An 18,493-nucleotide genomic window follows, 5' to 3' on the forward strand; every position below is an offset into this window, starting at 1 on the left:
AGATATCAGCTCTGCTATCAACTAAAAGCCGTTGTGGTTGGCGCCACAGCGGTTTTTTTAAATAAAGATGTGCCATCGATGGAAGATGACTTGATGGGAGTTAGGTTTTTTTCATGCTTTTCTGCTATTTAGGTTAATGGGTATTATTTAATTATTGATCATTGTTGCTTTTGGATAATAAAATTTTTGCCCTGTTGCTTATAGCTAAAATGCGCTATTTCACTTAGTACATTGAGTACCTGGCCAATATGTTCATGCTTTAAGAATGAGGCACTGAACCTGCGCGACCGGATCTGCGGATCGGTCAGTGTTATTTTAATGTCATACCATCTTTCCAGGGTTTCTGCTGCGTCTGCCATCTTCATATTGTCAAAAATGAGATCGCCATACATCCATCTTAATTTGGCAAGCGTTACCGGGTATCTTTTTGATAGCTTGCTGATGCTGTTATAACTCAAGCCCTGCTCGGCTGTGAGTATGCCCAATTGCTGATCTATAAGCCCAACGCTTACTTTACCACGGGCCACCGTTACATCAAATTCATTTGATCCATAAGCTTTAATGTTAAACGCGGTCCCCAGTACTTGTGTGGCCACTTTACCTGTATGAATAATAAAGGGCCTTGAAGCGTCATGAGCTACATCAAAATAGGCTTCACCTTGCAGGTACAGTTCTCTTTTTGTCCCGGTAAATTTTTCCGGAAACTTTAACTTACTGCCTGAGTTGATCCAAACAACGGTACCATCAGTCAGTTGCATCTGTATCTTTTGACCAAAGGGCACTATTTTTTCTTCGTAAGCGATCTCTGGTTGCGGGGCGGGTGTTTTTAAATACTGATAGGCGATAAAACCCATCCCTAAAAAAAGCAATAAACCGGCAGCAACAGAGATAAACCGCCTGAACGGGAAAACAGATTTAGAGCCCGCAGTTTCGCTGCCGCCAAATCTTGGGTCAGTTATTATTTTTTGATAGAGCAGCTCGTTTTGCAGATGGTCAAATGGATAACTATTTGCATCCAATTCCCATTGCTCTTTCATTAAACGGGAAAGCTCCTCATCGGCCGAAGCCTGAGAAATATAATGCATCAGCCGTTCCAGGTCACTTTTAGTGATGGTGTTATTGATGTATTGTTTAAGCAGATTATTAATGCTTTCCGTGTTCATGGTATTGGCTAATGTCTGAGAGTAATATATGGTGTAATACAACCTGAATTTGTTTTAGGGCTAGTGCAGTTTCAAAAAAATATTTTTTTATTTATGGTGGCTATACCTAAATTCATAGCGTAAAGGAAAAACGTTTTACATTAGGTAAAAAAGGCATTTTTATTATATATTGTTTATTGCTAATATTTTTTAGATTTGATTTATCGTTGACCCATCAACCCGATTTTGTGAAGCTATTAGAGACCCCTGCCGCGAACTATGTAAGCCGTCTGAAGAACTCAGATCAGGCAGCTTTTCGCGAATTGTATGATATCTATGGTAAACGGCTTTATAATTTTACTTACCGGTTTTTAAAGAATAAGGAACAGAGTGAAGAGATGGTACAGGAGTCGTTTTTAAATCTTTGGATCAATCGCGAAAAACTAAAAGAAGAATACCCGATAGGACCCTATCTGTTCACCATTGGCAGGCGGTTAACGCTTAATTCCATGAAAAAAACAGCTGCTTCCAAAGAAGGGCTGGAACGTTTGTGGGCATCCATAACCGAGTTACATAATGAAGCTGAGGAACAGATCATTTTAAACAGTTTACAGGAATTTGCGGCATCGGCATTAAATAATCTGCCTCCGCAGCAGCAATTGGTTTTTAGGATGAGCAGGGAAGAGGGACTTTCCTATGAACAGATTGCAGAACGCCTGCAGCTATCCCGGAATACGGTAAAAAACCACCTGGTTGCCGCCCTTAAAAATCTGAAAGGGCAGTTTGCACAATCGGATGTGGGTTATTTTATGCTCTTGTGCCTGTCGATATATTATATGAATTAGGCGTCAATAACAGCACGCTTTGACGCTTAAATGAGCGGATAAGTCGAGTTTATATAAATTTGCCATATTTTTGTAAACCATATAACCCACTTTTATCAAGTATGGTTTAATTACTGTATTTGGTGATCTTCGTACGCATGCCGAAGATCACCTGACAGTATGATAAGGATGTTGTAATTTAAAAAAGACTATCAAAACTGCCCTCTTCAACCATTTGATCAATTGTGGTTCCCATTTTTTGGTATATCGCTTTGTTCAAAAAGGGCCCTATGCTAATTCTTTTTATGCCAGCATCTTGTAACTCCTTAAAATTGGGCAAACCGGGTACGCACATTACATTGATAGGAAGTTTTGAGCTTTGGGTAAGCTTTTGCATATCGGGTATCTGGCTTACGCAAGGGAAAAATAAGCCATGTACGCCCGTATTTTGATATAGGTTTATCCGGGTAAGCGCGTCTTCCAAAGCATTGGGTAAACCCAACAGAAATGAATCGGAGCGCACATTGATAAATATCTTTATACTTTCTGCATCTAAGAGTTGACATATACGCCTGAGTTTTTCTGCAAAGATCCCGGCGTTTTCAATACTTCTTTGTCCATTAGCTACAACTGAATCCTCTATGTTGATACCTGATACACCCAAATTGTATAACCGGATAATGTTACCGGCTATCTGTTCAGGTGTATCACCATAACCGCCTTCAAGGTCGACAGAAAACGGTATGGATACCGAAGCGGCTACACGTTTAACTACAAACAGGTAGTCCTCCAGATTCATATCCTGCCCGTCCTCATAACCCAAGGTTTCTGCTACCGAAAGGCTGGATGTGGCTATAGCTTTAAAACTTTTCTGCTCGAATACTTTGGCGCTTTGCACATTCCAGGCATTGCCTATTAATAAAGGTTCTGCTTGCTGGTGTAAGGCAAAAAACTCTTCAAATTTATTGTTCATGATCTTATTTATTATTGTTGATACAAAATTAGTGTAGTTAGCTATCCGGAAATTGTACAAAACGGAAGTGTTGGCTTATTAAAACAGAAAGGGCCGGCAGATTTGCCAGCCCTTTCTGTTGTTTTCCTGGTATTAGGCGACAAGATTTGTTTCTGCGCCAAAAGCGTGGTCGAACAAAACTTTCCAGCTGCCATCACTCTGTTGTTTCATTACCTCAATTCCTTTGGCGCTTATTTTAACCTCGTCATTATCCGTAATGCTCCATTCAGACCGGCCCAAAGCCATATCACCGGTTTGAATGCAGTAAACGGTTTTAATATCCATTTTTCCTTTGATGGATAATATGCCTTTGATGGCTTCTTCAAAGTTTTCTTTTCCGGAAACAGGTTTACCTGGTTCAGGAACAATAATGCCGGTAACATCATACATACTCAATACGGTGTTTACATCTCCGGTGTTAAAGGCGTTTGCTAATGTGGCGTGTACCTCTTCTGGTGTTTTTGCTGATTTCATTTTCGTTGATTTTATTTGTTGATACAAAATTATACCGCCTTGATCTCGGAAAATTGTACAAATCGGCAGTGATTGATTGATTTTTTAGAATAATACTTGAAGAGGCAGCTATCCAAAAAGGGGTGTCATGGCACTCCGTCGAGAGATGGCGGGCAGGCCTCTACGCTCGACCCTTCGACGGGGCTCAGGGTGACAGCCCACGTCATCGGATAGAATATTACTCGAGGAAAGAGTTGAGGAAGAGGTTTACACACTTGTTTGCTTTCACACCCATATCAATAGCTTTCTCCTGTTGGGCGGGAAGCTCGACTGTCAAATAGCAAAGGAATATTAATTACCAGCCAGTACCTGGTTAATGGGAGATGCCTGGGTAGTAAAAGAATTGGGTGTTATCCCGGTAAATGACTTAAACTCCCTGATAAAATGCGATTGGTCAAAATAACCAGATTCATAGGCAATGTTGGTTAGGTTTTGCCCGTTGGTATTCACCAGGTTCAGGCTGTGCTGAAAGCGGTTTATTTTACAAAACAATTTGGGAGGGAGCCCGGTATATTGCGAAAACAACATATTGAGGTAGCGTGTCGATATATTGTTACGAACCGAGATAGCTTCTACTTTTTCGTTGCCTGAGTTGTTACTATACAGGCTATGCACAATCTGGCCAATGAAGTTGATCTTGCGGTGGTTCTTTTCAAACAGCACCAGCCTGCTCCATAAATATTCTTCAATCAAGGCTATTCTTTTATCCAGGTCATTGGAGTCCAACAGGCGGGTATGCAGGGTTTTTAATGATGCGCCCATCAGATCGGCGGCATCAACAACCTCGTTGTTAAATTCGGCCACGCTTTCATTAAAAAAATAAGCAGCCGAATGTGGGTAGAACCGTACGCCCATCATCGTATTTTCGCCTATTGATTTGATGGATAGCGGTTTGGTGATCTGTCCCCAAAGCTCAATCGGAGGGGTGGTATAAAAAGCGCCATCCTTTTTAGCTTGCCAATGACCTTGTCCCAGGTTAAAAATTATTTCTGTGTTGCCGCTGGGGAATACAATGTCATCATAGTTTACAGCCGAGCCCGACTCGTAAAAATACAAGCATTTGATATAGGGCTTAAGCCGCTCACCCGGTGCAAATTCTTTAAATATCATCTATTGTTCTATTAAAACGTATCCCTAAGAATAATTTACCTGTTCCAAACAATCTATTTATAAAGTTAAGCAAAATAACTGTTTGACTGTTAAATACATGTCTTATTACATTCAGTTAACTTAAAATAGACAGCACAAATAAATAAAGAATAAAGCTTTCGGAATTGTACAAAACGGAAGTGTTTTAGATTTTTTATGCCGGGGTATCGGCTAATTCTACCTTCTGGCCAAAATCCTCACGGGTTAGTTTCCCTTTGCGTAATTGATTGATGTATTTGAGCACGCTCACACGGTCGAGCTCATTTTGATACAATGTGCGGTCTTCATCGGTTTTGGGACTGTCCTGCAACCTCATCCGGATAGAGGCACGGGATAGCTCTTCCTCTAACTGATCAAGCGGACAGGTATAAAAATGCTGAAACATTTTTTTAGGAAAAGAGATGCGCATCTTTTTGTTTTAATAATAGCATTATACTGCAAACTCATGTTTAAGCCATCATGAATTATGTGTTAATAACAAAGCCCATAAATGTTTCCAATTACGGGCTTTTGCTTTTCACGGGTAGGTATATATAATAGAAATTAAGGGCTTAGGTTGTTGCGCAGGTGCCCAAAATGCTGGCCGGTGCACCTAACAGATACAGATAGGTGGTCAGGTAATGGTAACACCCTATGGATTGTTTTACGTTAGGGTCAAGCAAAGAATTAAGCTCGAAACCCACAGGTACTGCACTATATCCCAGCCACAACAAAATTTTAGGCACCACATCGGGTTCGTTATAGATGCGGTAGCTTTCAGAAATAACGGTATTGTAATAATTTACAAAGTCCTGATTGCCGGTACATGGTGAAGCGTAGGTATAAATAACAACCGACCGTTTGCTGTTAGTGGCCGCCATGTGCAAACCATATAAAGTTGCCAGGCTTGCTCCCAAGCTATGCCCGGCTACAGTTACCTGGGTATAATTATCCAGGTTAAATACGCTTTTCAAACCCGGAACCACGGTTTCGCTCAAGGCAATGGCCTTGTCTGATGATGAAGCGCCGGGCACCAGAACCTGCAAGCTGTTATACAGATCTAAAAATCCGGCCACAACATTACCTGAGTTAGGCGCGAACGGGCATGGCACAGGATAAGCATGCAGGTTGTCCCACCATTCCATCCAGCCTACGGTCCCGCGGATAGCAATAACAATGCTGGAAGGGTTTGATAGGTCTATAGCTGCAAATCCGAAATAAACCGGTTTTAAGATCGGCCCAAAGAAATTGCTCATCTGGATGTTGAATAGCAAACGGTAACCGCTTGGAAACTCCGGGTACTGATCTTGTGTCGGGCTCAGTACATCGGGTAACACATTGTAAACGTCGTAAGCTGCTTTTACAAAATACCCATAATCCAGTGCGGATGGGGGCATAACACCAAATTTTTGATTTTTCATGGTTAAAAGTGTTTTGATAGATTTTTTAGATGGTGGTTTTAGTTTAAAAATTTGTTTTTGACTTGTATCGATGGTATCATGCAGGTTTCTGATTGGCCAAACAACACATACCGTTTATTGGCAAAAGCGGTGTAGATCCTGTTTCTGATAAAAGGCGGTACCAGGTAGGCTAAATAAGCCATTGGCAGCCAGATAGTAGACAGATTTTTTATGATATGAATTACCGCGGCCGAATGGGTGTATACTACATCGCCATGGATAACCACCACGCTGTTCAGCGCTTTAAAATCTGTCTGAAACCTGGCTGCCATGCGTGTAGCTGTACGGCTTTGCAGCGGGGCAAATGCAAACTTATTTGCCTTATCATGGGCTATTACATAATTGATGTAACTATTGCAGAAATTGCATACACCATCAAACAGGATAATATCTTTGCTGTGATCTAAAACAGGTGCCATGGCATTTGATGGTTGATGAAATAAAGCGCAGGATAGGTAGCCATAAACGCCCAGAAAAAGGAGTTCAGGCCCATGATAAGGGCGGTAAAAAAATGAAATGTAAAGCCCCAGATCAGGAAGACCATGGCATAAGGCCAGGGTAAAAATAAGCATAAGGGGAACAGGGTTTCCATGATCATCACATTCCAGCAAAGGAAGCCATTGGCTGCAGGATATTTTTGAAGAAATAGGGTTGCCTTTCTTGATCCGTATGTTTTTGTAGAAAATACATCTTTAATAGCAGTAGCCCCGCGCCACTCAGATGATACCAGTTTTGCAATACCTGCTACGGTATATGACAGACAAGCTTGCAGGCCAATAAACCACAGTCCGATCTCGGTTAGCCTGGGGCTGGATAAGCCCGGCAGATTACATATCACCAGGGTGATGATAATGAGCATGGTCATCTGGTCAGATCCGTCGCTGCCGTAATAGGTAACCAGCGAACTGGTTAGCAGGCTCAAACCTAATAAGCTTAACAATACCCAGCCCAGGGTTGATTGCATTGGGAAAAACAATAGCGAAATGAGAAGACAGCAACGGATAAGAAATAAGGTGGCTAGTCCGCGCTCATTAAATAATTTAGAAAGCGGTTTTAATAATGGTTTTTGATCGTGTTTGTTCCACCTGAGCTGCATCACGTTCCAGGATAACAGGCCGTTGGATGAAAAAACCTCGATCTTTTTGATATACTCCATGGCCGATATAAAAACGCCGACGCTCAGGATAAGGAGTATAAGCTGTGTGGTATTGTTAAATGATATCATGGCTGTTTATATTTGATGAAAGGTGGATAGTAATACCAATGAAGGATCGGTTTCTTTTCGATAACCTGATGTTTCGGCCAGCATAAATTGGCGGTAAACATCTTCTGATTGTTTTTTGCGTTGGCTAACCGCATGCAGTACAATAATGTATGGCATCGAGAACATGAGCAGGTTGAGGCTTAATTCTTCCTTGCGGTAAGCAGGTATCATAGTTACCAGGCTCTGCACTACATCTGATAATATCTTTTTGTCGCGCTTTTCGGGGTTCCATAACCACGACCAGAAGGTGCGCTCCTCAGTAATATCCATCTCCTGCCATTCGCTGTAATCGTCTTCGGTTATTTTATCGCGGTACAAAAGGTGATAATCTCTTTTACCGGGATGAGGCGCAAAAAATGTCCACAACGGGATAAGGCCAAACACATCAACCTTATGTTTAAAAAAGTTTGATAAAGTGTTATTTCTAAACTGGCAAATGATGGTTATCAAAAACCAAAAGGCCAGGAAAACTGTTACTATGATCTCATAAACAACAGTTGCATCTAATTTTGCCATCATAATTTTAATTTTTTGGTTATTAAAGCAAGGAGAGCATTGGCCGATGCTCTCCCTGATAGGTTTTTAATTAATTGAATTTTTTACGAAGCTCGATCAGCTGCTCCAGCGACACGCCTTCTTTTGCATGCGTGCGGAGTGCTTTGCTGGTTTCGTCATGGGCTTCTTTGCCTAAAAGAGCGGCGGCAGCTACTTCAGTAACATCAGCAACAACCGGGGTTGCTTTAATAGCTACTTTAGTAACCGCAATAGCTGTTTTAGCTATAGCAGCGATAAATAAAGCCGAACCAACTTCTGCTTCTACAGTTTTGTTATCGCCTTTTAATTCAGCGATCAGCGCGTCTAATGCAGCTAATTCTGCATGGGTTAAACTTAACTTTGCCATTTTCTTGTTTTTTTAAATTAGATGTAAATAAATTTGATTTATGTGCCTTGTTTGAAGCTTCATTGCACAACATAAAGTACGGGAGAGCCGATACGTTTTGCCACAGTATAAATACTTAATCGTGATATGGGGTATTTTCACGCAGTATCAGGAATTGTACGCAATGGCTTGTTTTGCAGGTAGTTGCAAAATTTTAATTTATGAGCTTATTTTAAATGAGAATAGGCCTTAAATACTATAGAATTACTGGGATAACAAGCAGATAATGTGACAAAAAGAGCAGATAAATTAAAGCGGCTAAAGGGACATAACCACCTAAATGTATTTTACGATGAAAATTATGGAATAATAAGAGGTGTTTATATCACGCCGTTTTTAACCGCGAACATTACCAAACCGGCGGTGTTACGTACGCCAACCTTTTCAATAATGCGCTGCCTGATGCCCTCAACAGAACGAGGACTTAAAAACAACTCGGAGCCTATTTCGGAAGCGGTTTTTTCGTTACATATCATTTTCAAAACATCCAGCTCCCGTTCAGAAAATTCAACGTCCTGGTTAAATGAGGGTTTAACATTGCCCTTAATAACCAGCTTTTTGAGCAGGGCTTTATTTACAATATCATTAAAGTAATAGCCATCCTCATGAACCGAGTAAATGGCCTTGCGGATCTCTTTGGGATCGGCATTTTTAAGCAGATAGCCATTAGCTCCATTCTCCATTAAGTGTATAATGAATTTAGCTTCATCATACATGGTCACTATCAATATTTTAATGTTATCATATTTTTTGCGGATGTTTTTGGTAGCTTCCATTCCATCCATAATGGGCATTTTCAGGTCCATTAAAATAACATCAGGTTGTATGAGTTCAATCTGCTGCAATAATTCCTCGCCATTATCTGCTTCAAGCACCACCTCCAGGTTTTTATCCCGGTTAAGCCCTACTTTTAGCCCATCTCTGAATATGGCATAATCATCGGCTATGGCTACTTTTATTTTTTGCATTTATTATTTTAGGTTGAAACCATAAAAATAATTAAAGTTTCATGAAAAAAATAATAAATATTCCCAAAAGCTATATATGCCATGTATATACTATAGTTTAGGCTGTTTAATTAAAAAATGAATAGCATGAATGCTTTTTTATACGGTGATTAAAAAAAAATACTATTTATCGTAAAGTTTATTTCCTAATCAATCGGTACGGAGATATCGATGGCGTATCCGCCGGCATGGTGCGAAAATTTAAGATCGGCTTTGAGTAAAATTATCCGGTTTTGTATGTTCTTTAAACCCAGGCCGTCTTTTTTAAACCTCAGTTCCTCAAAATGGGGCTGGGTAAGACCCTTACCATTATGCGTAATGGTTATCATTAATGTTTTATTCAAATAAATAGACCGTACAAATATTTTTGTAGCCTTGGCGTGTTTGGTTATATTATGAATAAACTCCTGCACAATACGATAAATACTGATGTCGTTTTGCCCTACCTGGGTAGGGTAGCTGTTATCCAATGTTACGCTGATCTCGATGATAGATTCGTGCGATATTTTGCTGCAAAAGTGGCTGATGGCCTCATTTAAGCCAAACTCCTGCAATATACTGGAATGCAGGCTGTGCGATAAGCCCCTGATTTTATTGATCCCCTCATCAAGCAGATCTTTGCCTTTTTGATAAAGGCTTTGATTGCTTTCATCGGGTTCTTCTATCCTGACACTGTTAAAATGCAGGCTTGATGCGCCCAGTATAGCTCCCACCTCATCATGCAGCTCTTCTGCAATGCGGTGGCGTTCAATTTCCTCGCTCCGTACTGCGGCTTCTATCAGCTGGTTTTTCTGTGCGTTTTGCATGGCTTGCAGCTCATTTTGATACTGCAGCTTTTTGCGTTGCGTAAATATAAAAATTAGTAAAAGGCTTATAAAAAGCATTAACATGGCGGCAATCCCAACTACCAGTAACAAACGAATATCATTGCTTCCTTGATTCATAAAAACCCTTGGCTATAAACAAGTTAAATATAATGTAAGAGATGTTGTGGGCATTCCACAAAGTAATTGCAAAATGTTGCATACGTATAGTTAACTCATTGTATAAAAGAAATATAAAGAAATTAATAGTAACATAAATACCCAAACCGGTTACTATCCAAAAGTCGGAGTTAAAAATGTTAACACCTACATGGTCGTTTATTTTAAATAAATAATATTGTAGTGTGTAAAACAACAGCAGAATAGCCTCAACTGATAATAAGCGGCTGCTCAACTTCCAGTAATCAAAAAAATTTTCGTAGAAAGTAAAATTGATGATCACAAAGACCAAAAAGCAAACCGGGATAACTTTTTTTACGGTTGTTAAAAATGCTTGATTCAGTTTTATAAAAAACAAGCTGAATAAAAAAAAACGTATGATCGAATGCAGATTGTACAGATAGTTATTGGAGTTGTACTCAGCAGGTAAAATAGTCCGGATCTTCCAGGTCAGATCTATAGCCAGGTTAATAAAAAGCGCTATCCAAACGTAAAAAACAACCGGCTTAAGTACAGCCGGCTGTTTCTTCAATAGTAATAAGGATATAGGTATTAATAACGCCCAAACTTCTGACCAATCAATAACGAGCTGAAATACTTTAAACATTCGGGAATATGGTCAGATGGTTTAATTAATGGTTGCTGGTGGTGATGGGTTAGTATTGATCGGGGCAGTGGGATCCGGCTGGTGTACATCACCAGTGCCGGTCCTTTTGTAGCGATCAACATTGTAATAAACGTTGCGGCTATCATTGGTATCTGGCTTAAATACCAGATAGTCAGGCTTGTCTCCATCAGGATCAGGGGTGTTGATGAGCAATAACATATCAGCAAGTGATATCACATTATTGCTCATGATTAGCGGACCGGCCAAATCCAGTGCGCTATAGTCATAAATTGCTAAAGTATCGTAATAGCTGCTGTATTGGTTAGCCGGTGATATGTGTGCGTATGATATCAATTGCAATGGTGTGCTTTCGTCGGTAGTGTTGGCAAAAAAGTATGAAAATACAAAACAGTCGATGCCAGGCGAGTTGTTGATTAAAGTCTGGATAGCGCTGATCTCGTATTTTAACCAGTAAAATTTTAGGGTTTGGATGTCTTCCATGGTAGTGTTTAGTTTTATATAGCAAATGTATAGGATGGCAATGGAGTAGCTAAGCGTATAAGTACCTGAAATTTTTATACCGTATTTCTACGCAGCTCGCCATACGGTTGTTTTCTTTATGGGTAAAACAATTTATAAACCAGCGGCTATTTTTTTAATGACTGCAATATAAAAGTTGATCCCACACCCAGCGCAGCGCCTGCGGCAACGTCGGTAGGGTAGTGTACACCCAGGTACATGCGCGAATAACTTACCGAGCCTGCCCACAAAAACGCAGGCGCTATCACATACCATTTAGGATATGCCCTGGATAAGGCGGTAGCGGTAGCAAAACTGCTGGAAGTATGACCCGATGGGAAAGAGGTACTACCAGCCCGGTAAACCGGCACAATATTAATATTTTGTATAAATGGTCGCGGGCGCTTAACTATATGTTTGATCAAAAATGTAAGCCCGCTTGATAGCAGCGTACTGCTGGCCACGTATAAGGAATTTTGCCGCATTTGTTTGTCATTACTGATCACGCCTGCTGCCAGCAAACCTACCGGAACACCAATATCGCCATATAAATGCGTACGCGACAGAAACATAAACACGCCTGTTTGTTCTGGTGTGCGGTGATTTTGCAGATCGATCATGATACGATCGTCCAGTTGCTGAAGGCCCGATTGTGCCTGTGAGGGAATGCTAAATAACAGGATGAATAATAAAAGAAGGCAAAAAAAATACGTTTTTAGGACCGGCGTCATAGGTATTGCAGGTTTAGTATAACAGTAAATATATAAGATGCTTATTTCAAATGTAGGTACTTTAAGCCATTATTAAGCCTTGGTTTGTTGTTAAAATAACTTAAAACTTAATATTGAGATAATACGGGTAAAATGGGTATAAGATACCTTTGAAACACTGTTTAAAAACGAAAGTCCCCAAAGCGCTCGCCGCCGGGGACTTTCAACCTAAACCTTATCACAATAAGTAAGCAGGATGCTTACCTTATAGATGGCGCAAGTATATAAAAAAATTTTATAGTACAATAGGCCATAATTATCTTTTTAATAAAAAAATTACTAACTATAACGGTTTAGTAGGGTCGGAAGTCCCTGAATTTTTATTCATTCTTCAAACTATTTACCGGATTGGCTAACGCGGCTTTTATGGCTGTATACCCTACAGTTAACCAGGCGATACATACCGATGCCAAAATAGTAGCGGCGAAAAACCATATGCCGATCATAATGTGATAAGTATAAGCCTGCAGCCATTGGTGCATAAAATACCAGGCCAGAGGCGCGGCAATTAAAAATGCAATGATCACCAGAAGGGTAAACTCTTTGGATAACAGGATCACGATATCCCTTACCGGGGCGCCAAGCACCTTGCGGATACCTATTTCTTTTTTACGCTGGATAGCCATAAACGATATCAACCCGTACAATCCCAGGCAGGAAATGAAAATAGCAATACCCGAAAATATAGTATAAAGCTGCGAAAGCTGATTTTCCTGTTTGTAAAAATTAGCAATGGTTTGATCCATAAATTTGTACTCGAGCGTAAACTCCGGAAAGTTCTTGTTCCATAAACTTTCCATTGCAGCGGTGATCGATTTTGTTTTGCTCAGATCAATCCGAAGGTTGGCCAGTCCATACCCGTTTTTAAGGCTGCTCATCACTATCGGATCAATAGGATCGCGAAGCGAATTGGCATGAAAATCCTTCACTACACCCACTATTGGTAAAGTTTTTCCGTTTACATTGATAGGCATGCCAATAGCATCCTTGGGATTCTGGATACCTAATTTTCTGACTACGGTTTCATTTACCACAAACTCGCGCATGGTATCCGCTGCGAAGTATATCCGGCCCGCAACAAGTTGTAAATTATACACGCCGAAGAAACCGGGATCGGCCATTTTCATGTTCACAATTAAATCCGGATTAACACCTTTATGGCCTTCTTTATTGAGGTCGGTAGCCCAGCCGCCTCCGTCTGATACCGGCGAAAACATGCTGAATCCAACTTTTTCAACACCGGGTATCCTGGCTAACTGATCGCGAAGATAATCGACCTTGGTGCGGCTGAGACTATCGCCTGGGAAACTCGCGTAAATAACAGCATCTTTTCTGAAGCCCATGTTTGCCGTGCGGAAATAATCCATTTGCGAGGCCACCACCAACGTACCAATGATGAGGGTTTGCGCAATCGCAAACTGAAAAACAACCAGCCCCCGCCTGAACATAACGCCCTGTTTTTGATCGGCACCCGAGGCGCCCTTTAAAACACTTGCCGGTTTAAAGCCCGAAAGCACCAGCGCCGGATAAAAGCCGGAAAGAAATGACACCAATAATAAAGCTCCAAACAGGAATACGACCAGGTGAGGACTATATAAGGTTGATGCGCTAAGATTAATTTCGAGCAGATTATTAACAGCAGGGATAGTGACAACAGCAATAATGAGCGAAATGAGCATGGCCAGCAGGCTGGTGATACAAGTTTCGCCTAAAAATTGTGATATCAATTGCGTACGGCTGCCGCCCAAAACTTTTCTTACGCCTACTTCGCGTGCACGGTTAACAGCTTGGGCCACGGTAAGGTTTATAAAGTTTACGCAGGCTACAATAAGCAGGAATAAGCCAATAAGGCTGAGCGCCAGTATCAGGTCCTTGCTAAAAGTGCGGCCGGTAAAATTTCCATACCGTTCATCATAATGCAGCTCATTCAGCGCCTGGGGCGAAAGATTGTAGCCCATGTTTATGGGTTTGATATGCCTATCGGTAAAACCACTAAGCGCCCGGCTAAGCTGGTTTACGGTGTGGTTTTTGGCAAGTTCCACAAAGCAATAATTACCATCATTAATACCTCCCCAGTTTTTATTGTCGGCTTTAAACAAGGTAATATAGGATAATACGCCTTTAATAGGGAAATCGGTATTGGCAGGCGGATTCTCGAGAACGCCTGTCACTTTTACAAATTCGCCATCCATTTTCAGGGTTTTGCCTATAATTCCCTGCCAGTTGCCAAAGTACTTTAAAGCGCTGGCCTTGGTAAGGAGTATTGTGTTGGGTTCTGCAAGCGCCGTTTTTATATCACCTTCGGCTAAGGGGAAATCAAATATTTGGAAAAACTGTGGCTCCGCGAAAAAGAACCCGCTTGCCTCTTTGAATTTTTTCAGTGCAGATCCATCCCTGGGTGTTACAATCACTTGCAGACCGCCGGTGTTAACAATGGCGGCTGCGTTAGCAACTTCCGGTAACTCTGTACGTATAGTTGAGGTTACCGGTACAGGTACACCTGTGCGATACTCGGGGTTAACAGAAGCTCTTCCTATCCGCACTACCCGGTAGATCCTGTCTTTTTTAGTATGAAAGCTGTCGAAACTCTGTTCGTACTGAACTACCAGAAATATTAAAAGAAAAGCGGCAAAGCCAACTGTAAGGCCTGCAATGTTAATGATCGCGTTGCTTTTATGTCTGGCAAGGTTCCGGAGGGCTGTTTTAATGTAGTTTTTTAGCATAGCTTAATGAATTAAGATAGCACCATAGTATTGTGGGTTTTTGATAGCCAAATAAATACCATGTTTTTAAACAATTGATAATGTGGATATTGTGATTTTGATGCCCGGCAAAAACGTTCGCTTCTGATACAGTGAACGTCCGGTTTTAAGATGATGTTTTGGGGTTTTAATTGATACTGACCTTGGGTATCAATGGTTTGCCATCATACTTTTCTAATAAAAACAGAACCTCATCTGTATAAATATTGTAACGCGGCGGATTAGGCGTGTTTTTCAACTGGTTGTTAAAATGTATTCTGTACTTATCTGTTAATGTCGCGTCGGTGCCATAATGTTTTAAAAAAAACGTGTTACTTAATGATAAGGCATCGGAATAAGCAATGCCTAAAAAGCCGAACAACGTAAAAATGAAAGCATAACAGTATTTGATATATACCGATTTAAGCAAGGTGCCGAAATAATAAAATACAGAGTAAATCAGTAAGGATACCAACGGGGTTAAGAAACGCGCGTCATAAAAAGGCCAAATAAAAATCATCAACAAGTAAATTGTAAATACCCAAAATGCCGGGGTATTCACTAATTGTCGCTTTATAACTACTTTGTAAAGGATAAAACACATGAGCAAGCCTGTCGCTATCAATAAATAGTTACTCATAGCAGGGTTAATCACCGTTGATAGCTTACTGTACGGTATGTTGATCATGATTTCGCCAAGCTCTTTAAAATGTATGGCTAAGCGTTCAAATATTGATGCCGGATGATGCATCATCATCCCCAGGTTTAGCTGATTGATATAAGCTACTCTTTTTTCAATCAGCGGAAGTTGAGATACAAAAGCCGCGAAGGCGATGATAAAGCAGCCCAGCCATACCAACAGTAATTTTTTTCGCCCGAATAGTCTGTTCTTGCTTAAATAAACCCAATACAATAATATCCCTATAACCAATGCTATGCCTGCCGTGCGTACATATAAACTAACCAGGGTTGCCGCCAAAGCGGGAACGATATAGAACCAGTGCTTTTTGAAAAAGCTTGTCCACAGATAAATGCTGGTTAAAAAGAGCAGTGTAAAAAGTTCATCGGCTATAGGTAGTGTAAATTGTTTTACATTGATGGCCGAGATCATGATTAGCGCGATAAAAACCAGGCTGTTTTCTATTTTTAAAAGTATTGCCAGAAGGTATGAAGCCAGCAATATCGATACTATATTGATAAAAGTAATAGATAAGGGACTTAATAGATGAAGCCTGTTGAGTGCCAATAAAAACCAAGGATAACCATGCGGGAAAAAATCATGTGCAGCGTCGCTGTTTTGATTGAGGTTGCCGATAAGATATTCCATGATTTTGAGGTACCGGATGCCATCGGTGTTTAACCTTAAGGGAGTAAAAAGATTGGGCAAAAGCAAAAGGATAACTATAGTAAAAAAGGTAATACTTGCCAGGCTTTTATTTTTGAACAGGCCATTAACGGTAATTGGTTTAGTTGCTCCCATTTTTGATTATTGAATAACCTGCATTTGCTTTAAACAAATAAAATCAAAATTATGGGTAATACCTTTGCCATTTCATGAACTATTACTGAAAGTCTTCCAGAGTTAAAAACGTTTTATTTACTTTCCAACTGCTTTAAAATCTCTTTCCCACCAGTGTTGCCGGGGTTTAGCTCAATTGATCTTTTATAATTTTTGATGGCTAATGCTTTGTTCCCGTTTTTCATATAGGCTTCGCCCAAACTATCATAAGCATTTGATGAGGTAGGGTGTCTTTGTACGTTTTCTTTAAATATTCCGATAGCCTCCTCCATATTTTTTAAATTCAATTGCTGATAACCGCAATTGTTCAAAAGATTTTCGCTTGGGCTCATCGTATATCCAAACTCATCGGATAGTTTGCCGAAGTGAGTGTTTATATCCGTAATAGACATTTTAACCTGACTATAATAGTCAATAAACCAATGGCTATAAATGAATCGCAAGCCGTCATAAACGCTTTTATAGGTAACGGAGAAATGATTCTCTTCCGGGTATTGTTCAAATTTCCAGGTAAAGAGCGGGTTTGCCCTGCTCTTTAAAACCAGTGTTAACGAGTCGACCTTTTGCGTGTTCTCATTTCCTATCGAGATAAAGTTTTTTCCCCTCAATTGTGGATGGTTTTGCAAGAACGGTGCAAAATCAGTCAGAATTTTTGTATAGTCGCCGTAAATTGCCGGGCTCATCATAATATTGGCCTGAAACAAATCGGGAGCAGTTTCCTTGGCATAAAGCGCGAATAAGCCGCCCAACGAGTGTGACAAAAGAATGCGATACGGTTCAACACGGTAATTATTGTCGACATAAGGTACCAGTTCATTTTTAATAAACTGCAAGAATTTAGCGCCGCCGCCTGTTTTTCCCATTCGTGTGGTATCCACTTTTCCATCGAAAATGAGCGAGTGGAGAGGCGTAAAATCACGGGTACGGTCTACATTTAAAATAGCCACCACAATCATTTGCGGCATCCTGTTCCGGTCGTAATCCGATAAATATTCAACTGCCTCCGAAACATATTTAAAATGACTGTCACCATCCAACAGATACAGTACCGGGTAAGTAGTGGAGGTAGTATTATAATCGGCTGGCAGATGTATCCAGATGGTTCGTTTTTCTCCTAACGCTTTAGAGGTTAATGCCAGGGTTTTATCGTTATTCACCGTAACACTGTCGGTTTGACCGAACACGGTTTTGCTGCCGGCTAGCAGCAAAAGCAGTATAACAGCAATTCGGATGGGTTTATAATCGTGCATCATAAGGCTTGCTTTATCTACATTATTTAAACAAAGAAAATCAAAATTACGGGTAAATTAAATATCATCTCCGGGTCATAAACAATAGAAAGACTATATTTTTTCTATAAAATAAACTTTTTAGTATATTTTTGTATCGTTAATTTAAAGAACATGCTTACTAAAGCCGAAAGAACAAAACAATTTATTCTGGAAACAGCGGCCCCTATTTTTAATCAAAAAGGGTTATCCGGCGCCAACATAGACGATGTACTTGCCGCCGCCAAACTGACTAAAGGATGTCTGTACGGGCATTTTGAAAACAGGGAGGATTTGGCCTTGCAGGTTGTTGATTTCATGTTGAACACTAACGGTGAAAAAATGCTGCTCACCATTAGCAAGGGTAAAACCGCAAAGGCCAAGGTGTTCGCTTTTCTCGATTTTTATAAAGATCCTTTAAATACTTACCTTAAAGGCGGATGCCCCATATTTAATATCGCAGTAGAATCAGATGATAACTTTCCGGCTATTAAAGAAAAGATTGCGGGAGTCATTCGTCAGGGCCAGGAATTATTTGTCAATATTTTAAATCAAGGAATTCAGGACGGTGAATTTTCTGATCAGCTTGATTCGGCTGTTTATGCATTTAAAGCCGTTGCCGCTGTTGAAGGGGCGGTTGTGATGTGCCGAGCAATGAATACAGCAAAGCCAATGGCGGCTTTACTTAAAAGCCTTAAAGCTGAATTGGAAAGCTATGCAATATAATTTTTTTAATACATAATATACTAAAAAGTCTATTATATATTAAATAGAAATAAAAATAAAGCATTGTTTT

The 18,493-nt window shown here is 40.3% G+C and carries 20 protein-coding genes; 2 read left to right on the forward strand and 18 right to left on the reverse strand.

All coding sequences use genetic code 11. From position 1 onward, the window contains the following. Nucleotides 1–158: 158 nt before the first annotated feature. Nucleotides 159–1,163 carry a FecR family protein gene (locus AB6735_RS14760; protein ID WP_370996613.1) on the reverse strand — a complete coding sequence of 335 codons (1,005 nt, stop codon included), beginning with the start codon at nucleotides 1,161–1,163 and terminating at the stop codon, nucleotides 159–161. A 227-nt stretch (nucleotides 1,164–1,390) separates the two neighbouring features. Here AB6735_RS14760 and AB6735_RS14765 point away from each other — a divergent pair, with 227 nt between their 5' ends. Beyond that, nucleotides 1,391–1,987, forward strand: a complete 597-nt coding sequence (locus AB6735_RS14765; RefSeq protein ID WP_370996614.1) for an RNA polymerase sigma factor — start codon at nucleotides 1,391–1,393, stop codon at nucleotides 1,985–1,987. A gap of 178 nt (nucleotides 1,988–2,165) precedes the next feature. Here the strand turns inward: AB6735_RS14765 and AB6735_RS14770 are convergent, their stop codons facing one another. The 17 genes from AB6735_RS14770 to AB6735_RS14850 all read right to left on the reverse strand — a co-directional run bounded on the left by AB6735_RS14770 (nucleotide 2,166) and on the right by AB6735_RS14850 (nucleotide 17,682). Continuing rightward, the gene (locus tag AB6735_RS14770; protein WP_370996615.1) at nucleotides 2,166–2,939 is read right to left on the reverse strand and encodes an isocitrate lyase/phosphoenolpyruvate mutase family protein; all 774 of its coding nucleotides are present in this window, start codon (nucleotides 2,937–2,939) and stop codon (nucleotides 2,166–2,168) included. Between the two features lie 132 nt (nucleotides 2,940–3,071). Further along, on the reverse strand, nucleotides 3,072–3,452 hold the full coding sequence (locus tag AB6735_RS14775; RefSeq protein WP_370996616.1) for a DUF4440 domain-containing protein: 381 nt from the start codon (nucleotides 3,450–3,452) through the stop codon (nucleotides 3,072–3,074). Nucleotides 3,453–3,782: 330 nt separating this feature from the next. Further along, nucleotides 3,783–4,601 carry a DUF6597 domain-containing transcriptional factor gene (locus tag AB6735_RS14780; protein ID WP_370996617.1) on the reverse strand — a complete coding sequence of 273 codons (819 nt, stop codon included), beginning with the start codon at nucleotides 4,599–4,601 and terminating at the stop codon, nucleotides 3,783–3,785. Nucleotides 4,602–4,794: 193 nt separating this feature from the next. Then, nucleotides 4,795–5,049, reverse strand: coding sequence for a hypothetical protein (locus AB6735_RS14785; RefSeq protein ID WP_370996618.1), 255 nt, complete (start codon nucleotides 5,047–5,049; stop codon nucleotides 4,795–4,797). A 142-nt stretch (nucleotides 5,050–5,191) separates the two neighbouring features. Next, nucleotides 5,192–6,040: a hypothetical protein gene (locus AB6735_RS14790; protein WP_370996619.1), complete on the reverse strand. Its 849-nt coding sequence runs from the start codon at nucleotides 6,038–6,040 to the stop codon at nucleotides 5,192–5,194. Between the two features lie 38 nt (nucleotides 6,041–6,078). Beyond that, a complete protein-coding gene (locus AB6735_RS14795) occupies nucleotides 6,079–6,498 on the reverse strand; it encodes a thiol-disulfide oxidoreductase DCC family protein (protein WP_370996620.1) in 420 nt (139 codons plus the stop codon). Continuing rightward, on the reverse strand, nucleotides 6,483–7,304 hold the full coding sequence (locus tag AB6735_RS14800; protein WP_370996621.1) for a hypothetical protein: 822 nt from the start codon (nucleotides 7,302–7,304) through the stop codon (nucleotides 6,483–6,485). Before AB6735_RS14800 ends, AB6735_RS14795 begins: the two co-directional genes overlap by 16 nt. A 6-nt stretch (nucleotides 7,305–7,310) precedes the next feature. Then, nucleotides 7,311–7,862, reverse strand: coding sequence for a hypothetical protein (locus tag AB6735_RS14805; protein ID WP_370996622.1), 552 nt, complete (start codon nucleotides 7,860–7,862; stop codon nucleotides 7,311–7,313). Between the two features lie 67 nt (nucleotides 7,863–7,929). After that, the gene (locus tag AB6735_RS14810) at nucleotides 7,930–8,244 is read right to left on the reverse strand and encodes a hypothetical protein (protein ID WP_370996623.1); all 315 of its coding nucleotides are present in this window, start codon (nucleotides 8,242–8,244) and stop codon (nucleotides 7,930–7,932) included. A gap of 359 nt (nucleotides 8,245–8,603) precedes the next feature. Next, nucleotides 8,604–9,251, reverse strand: a complete 648-nt coding sequence (locus tag AB6735_RS14815) for a response regulator (protein ID WP_370996624.1) — start codon at nucleotides 9,249–9,251, stop codon at nucleotides 8,604–8,606. Nucleotides 9,252–9,436: 185 nt separating this feature from the next. Beyond that, on the reverse strand, nucleotides 9,437–10,234 hold the full coding sequence (locus AB6735_RS14820) for a sensor histidine kinase (RefSeq protein WP_370996625.1): 798 nt from the start codon (nucleotides 10,232–10,234) through the stop codon (nucleotides 9,437–9,439). After that, nucleotides 10,215–10,880, reverse strand: a complete 666-nt coding sequence (locus AB6735_RS14825; protein ID WP_370996626.1) for a hypothetical protein — start codon at nucleotides 10,878–10,880, stop codon at nucleotides 10,215–10,217. Before AB6735_RS14825 ends, AB6735_RS14820 begins: the two co-directional genes overlap by 20 nt. Before the next feature lie 21 nt (nucleotides 10,881–10,901). After that, a complete protein-coding gene (locus AB6735_RS14830) occupies nucleotides 10,902–11,381 on the reverse strand; it encodes a hypothetical protein (protein WP_370996627.1) in 480 nt (159 codons plus the stop codon). Nucleotides 11,382–11,527: 146 nt separating this feature from the next. Further along, nucleotides 11,528–12,130, reverse strand: coding sequence for a phosphatase PAP2 family protein (locus AB6735_RS14835; RefSeq protein WP_370996628.1), 603 nt, complete (start codon nucleotides 12,128–12,130; stop codon nucleotides 11,528–11,530). 359 nt (nucleotides 12,131–12,489) lie between these two features. Next, complete coding sequence (locus AB6735_RS14840) at nucleotides 12,490–14,892, reverse strand: ABC transporter permease (RefSeq protein ID WP_370996629.1); 2,403 nt, start codon at nucleotides 14,890–14,892, stop codon at nucleotides 12,490–12,492. Between the two features lie 166 nt (nucleotides 14,893–15,058). Then, a complete protein-coding gene (locus tag AB6735_RS14845) occupies nucleotides 15,059–16,390 on the reverse strand; it encodes a hypothetical protein (protein ID WP_370996630.1) in 1,332 nt (443 codons plus the stop codon). A 113-nt stretch (nucleotides 16,391–16,503) separates the two neighbouring features. Further along, nucleotides 16,504–17,682, reverse strand: coding sequence for an alpha/beta hydrolase-fold protein (locus AB6735_RS14850; protein ID WP_370996631.1), 1,179 nt, complete (start codon nucleotides 17,680–17,682; stop codon nucleotides 16,504–16,506). Nucleotides 17,683–17,832: 150 nt separating this feature from the next. Between AB6735_RS14850 and AB6735_RS14855 the strand changes: the two genes are divergently transcribed. Next, complete coding sequence (locus AB6735_RS14855; RefSeq protein WP_370996632.1) at nucleotides 17,833–18,423, forward strand: TetR family transcriptional regulator C-terminal domain-containing protein; 591 nt, start codon at nucleotides 17,833–17,835, stop codon at nucleotides 18,421–18,423. Nucleotides 18,424–18,493 lie beyond the last annotated feature (70 nt).

Origin of the sequence: Mucilaginibacter sp. RCC_168, from assembly GCF_041355315.1 — a bacterium.
Classification (GTDB): Bacteria; Bacteroidota; Bacteroidia; order Sphingobacteriales; family Sphingobacteriaceae; genus Mucilaginibacter.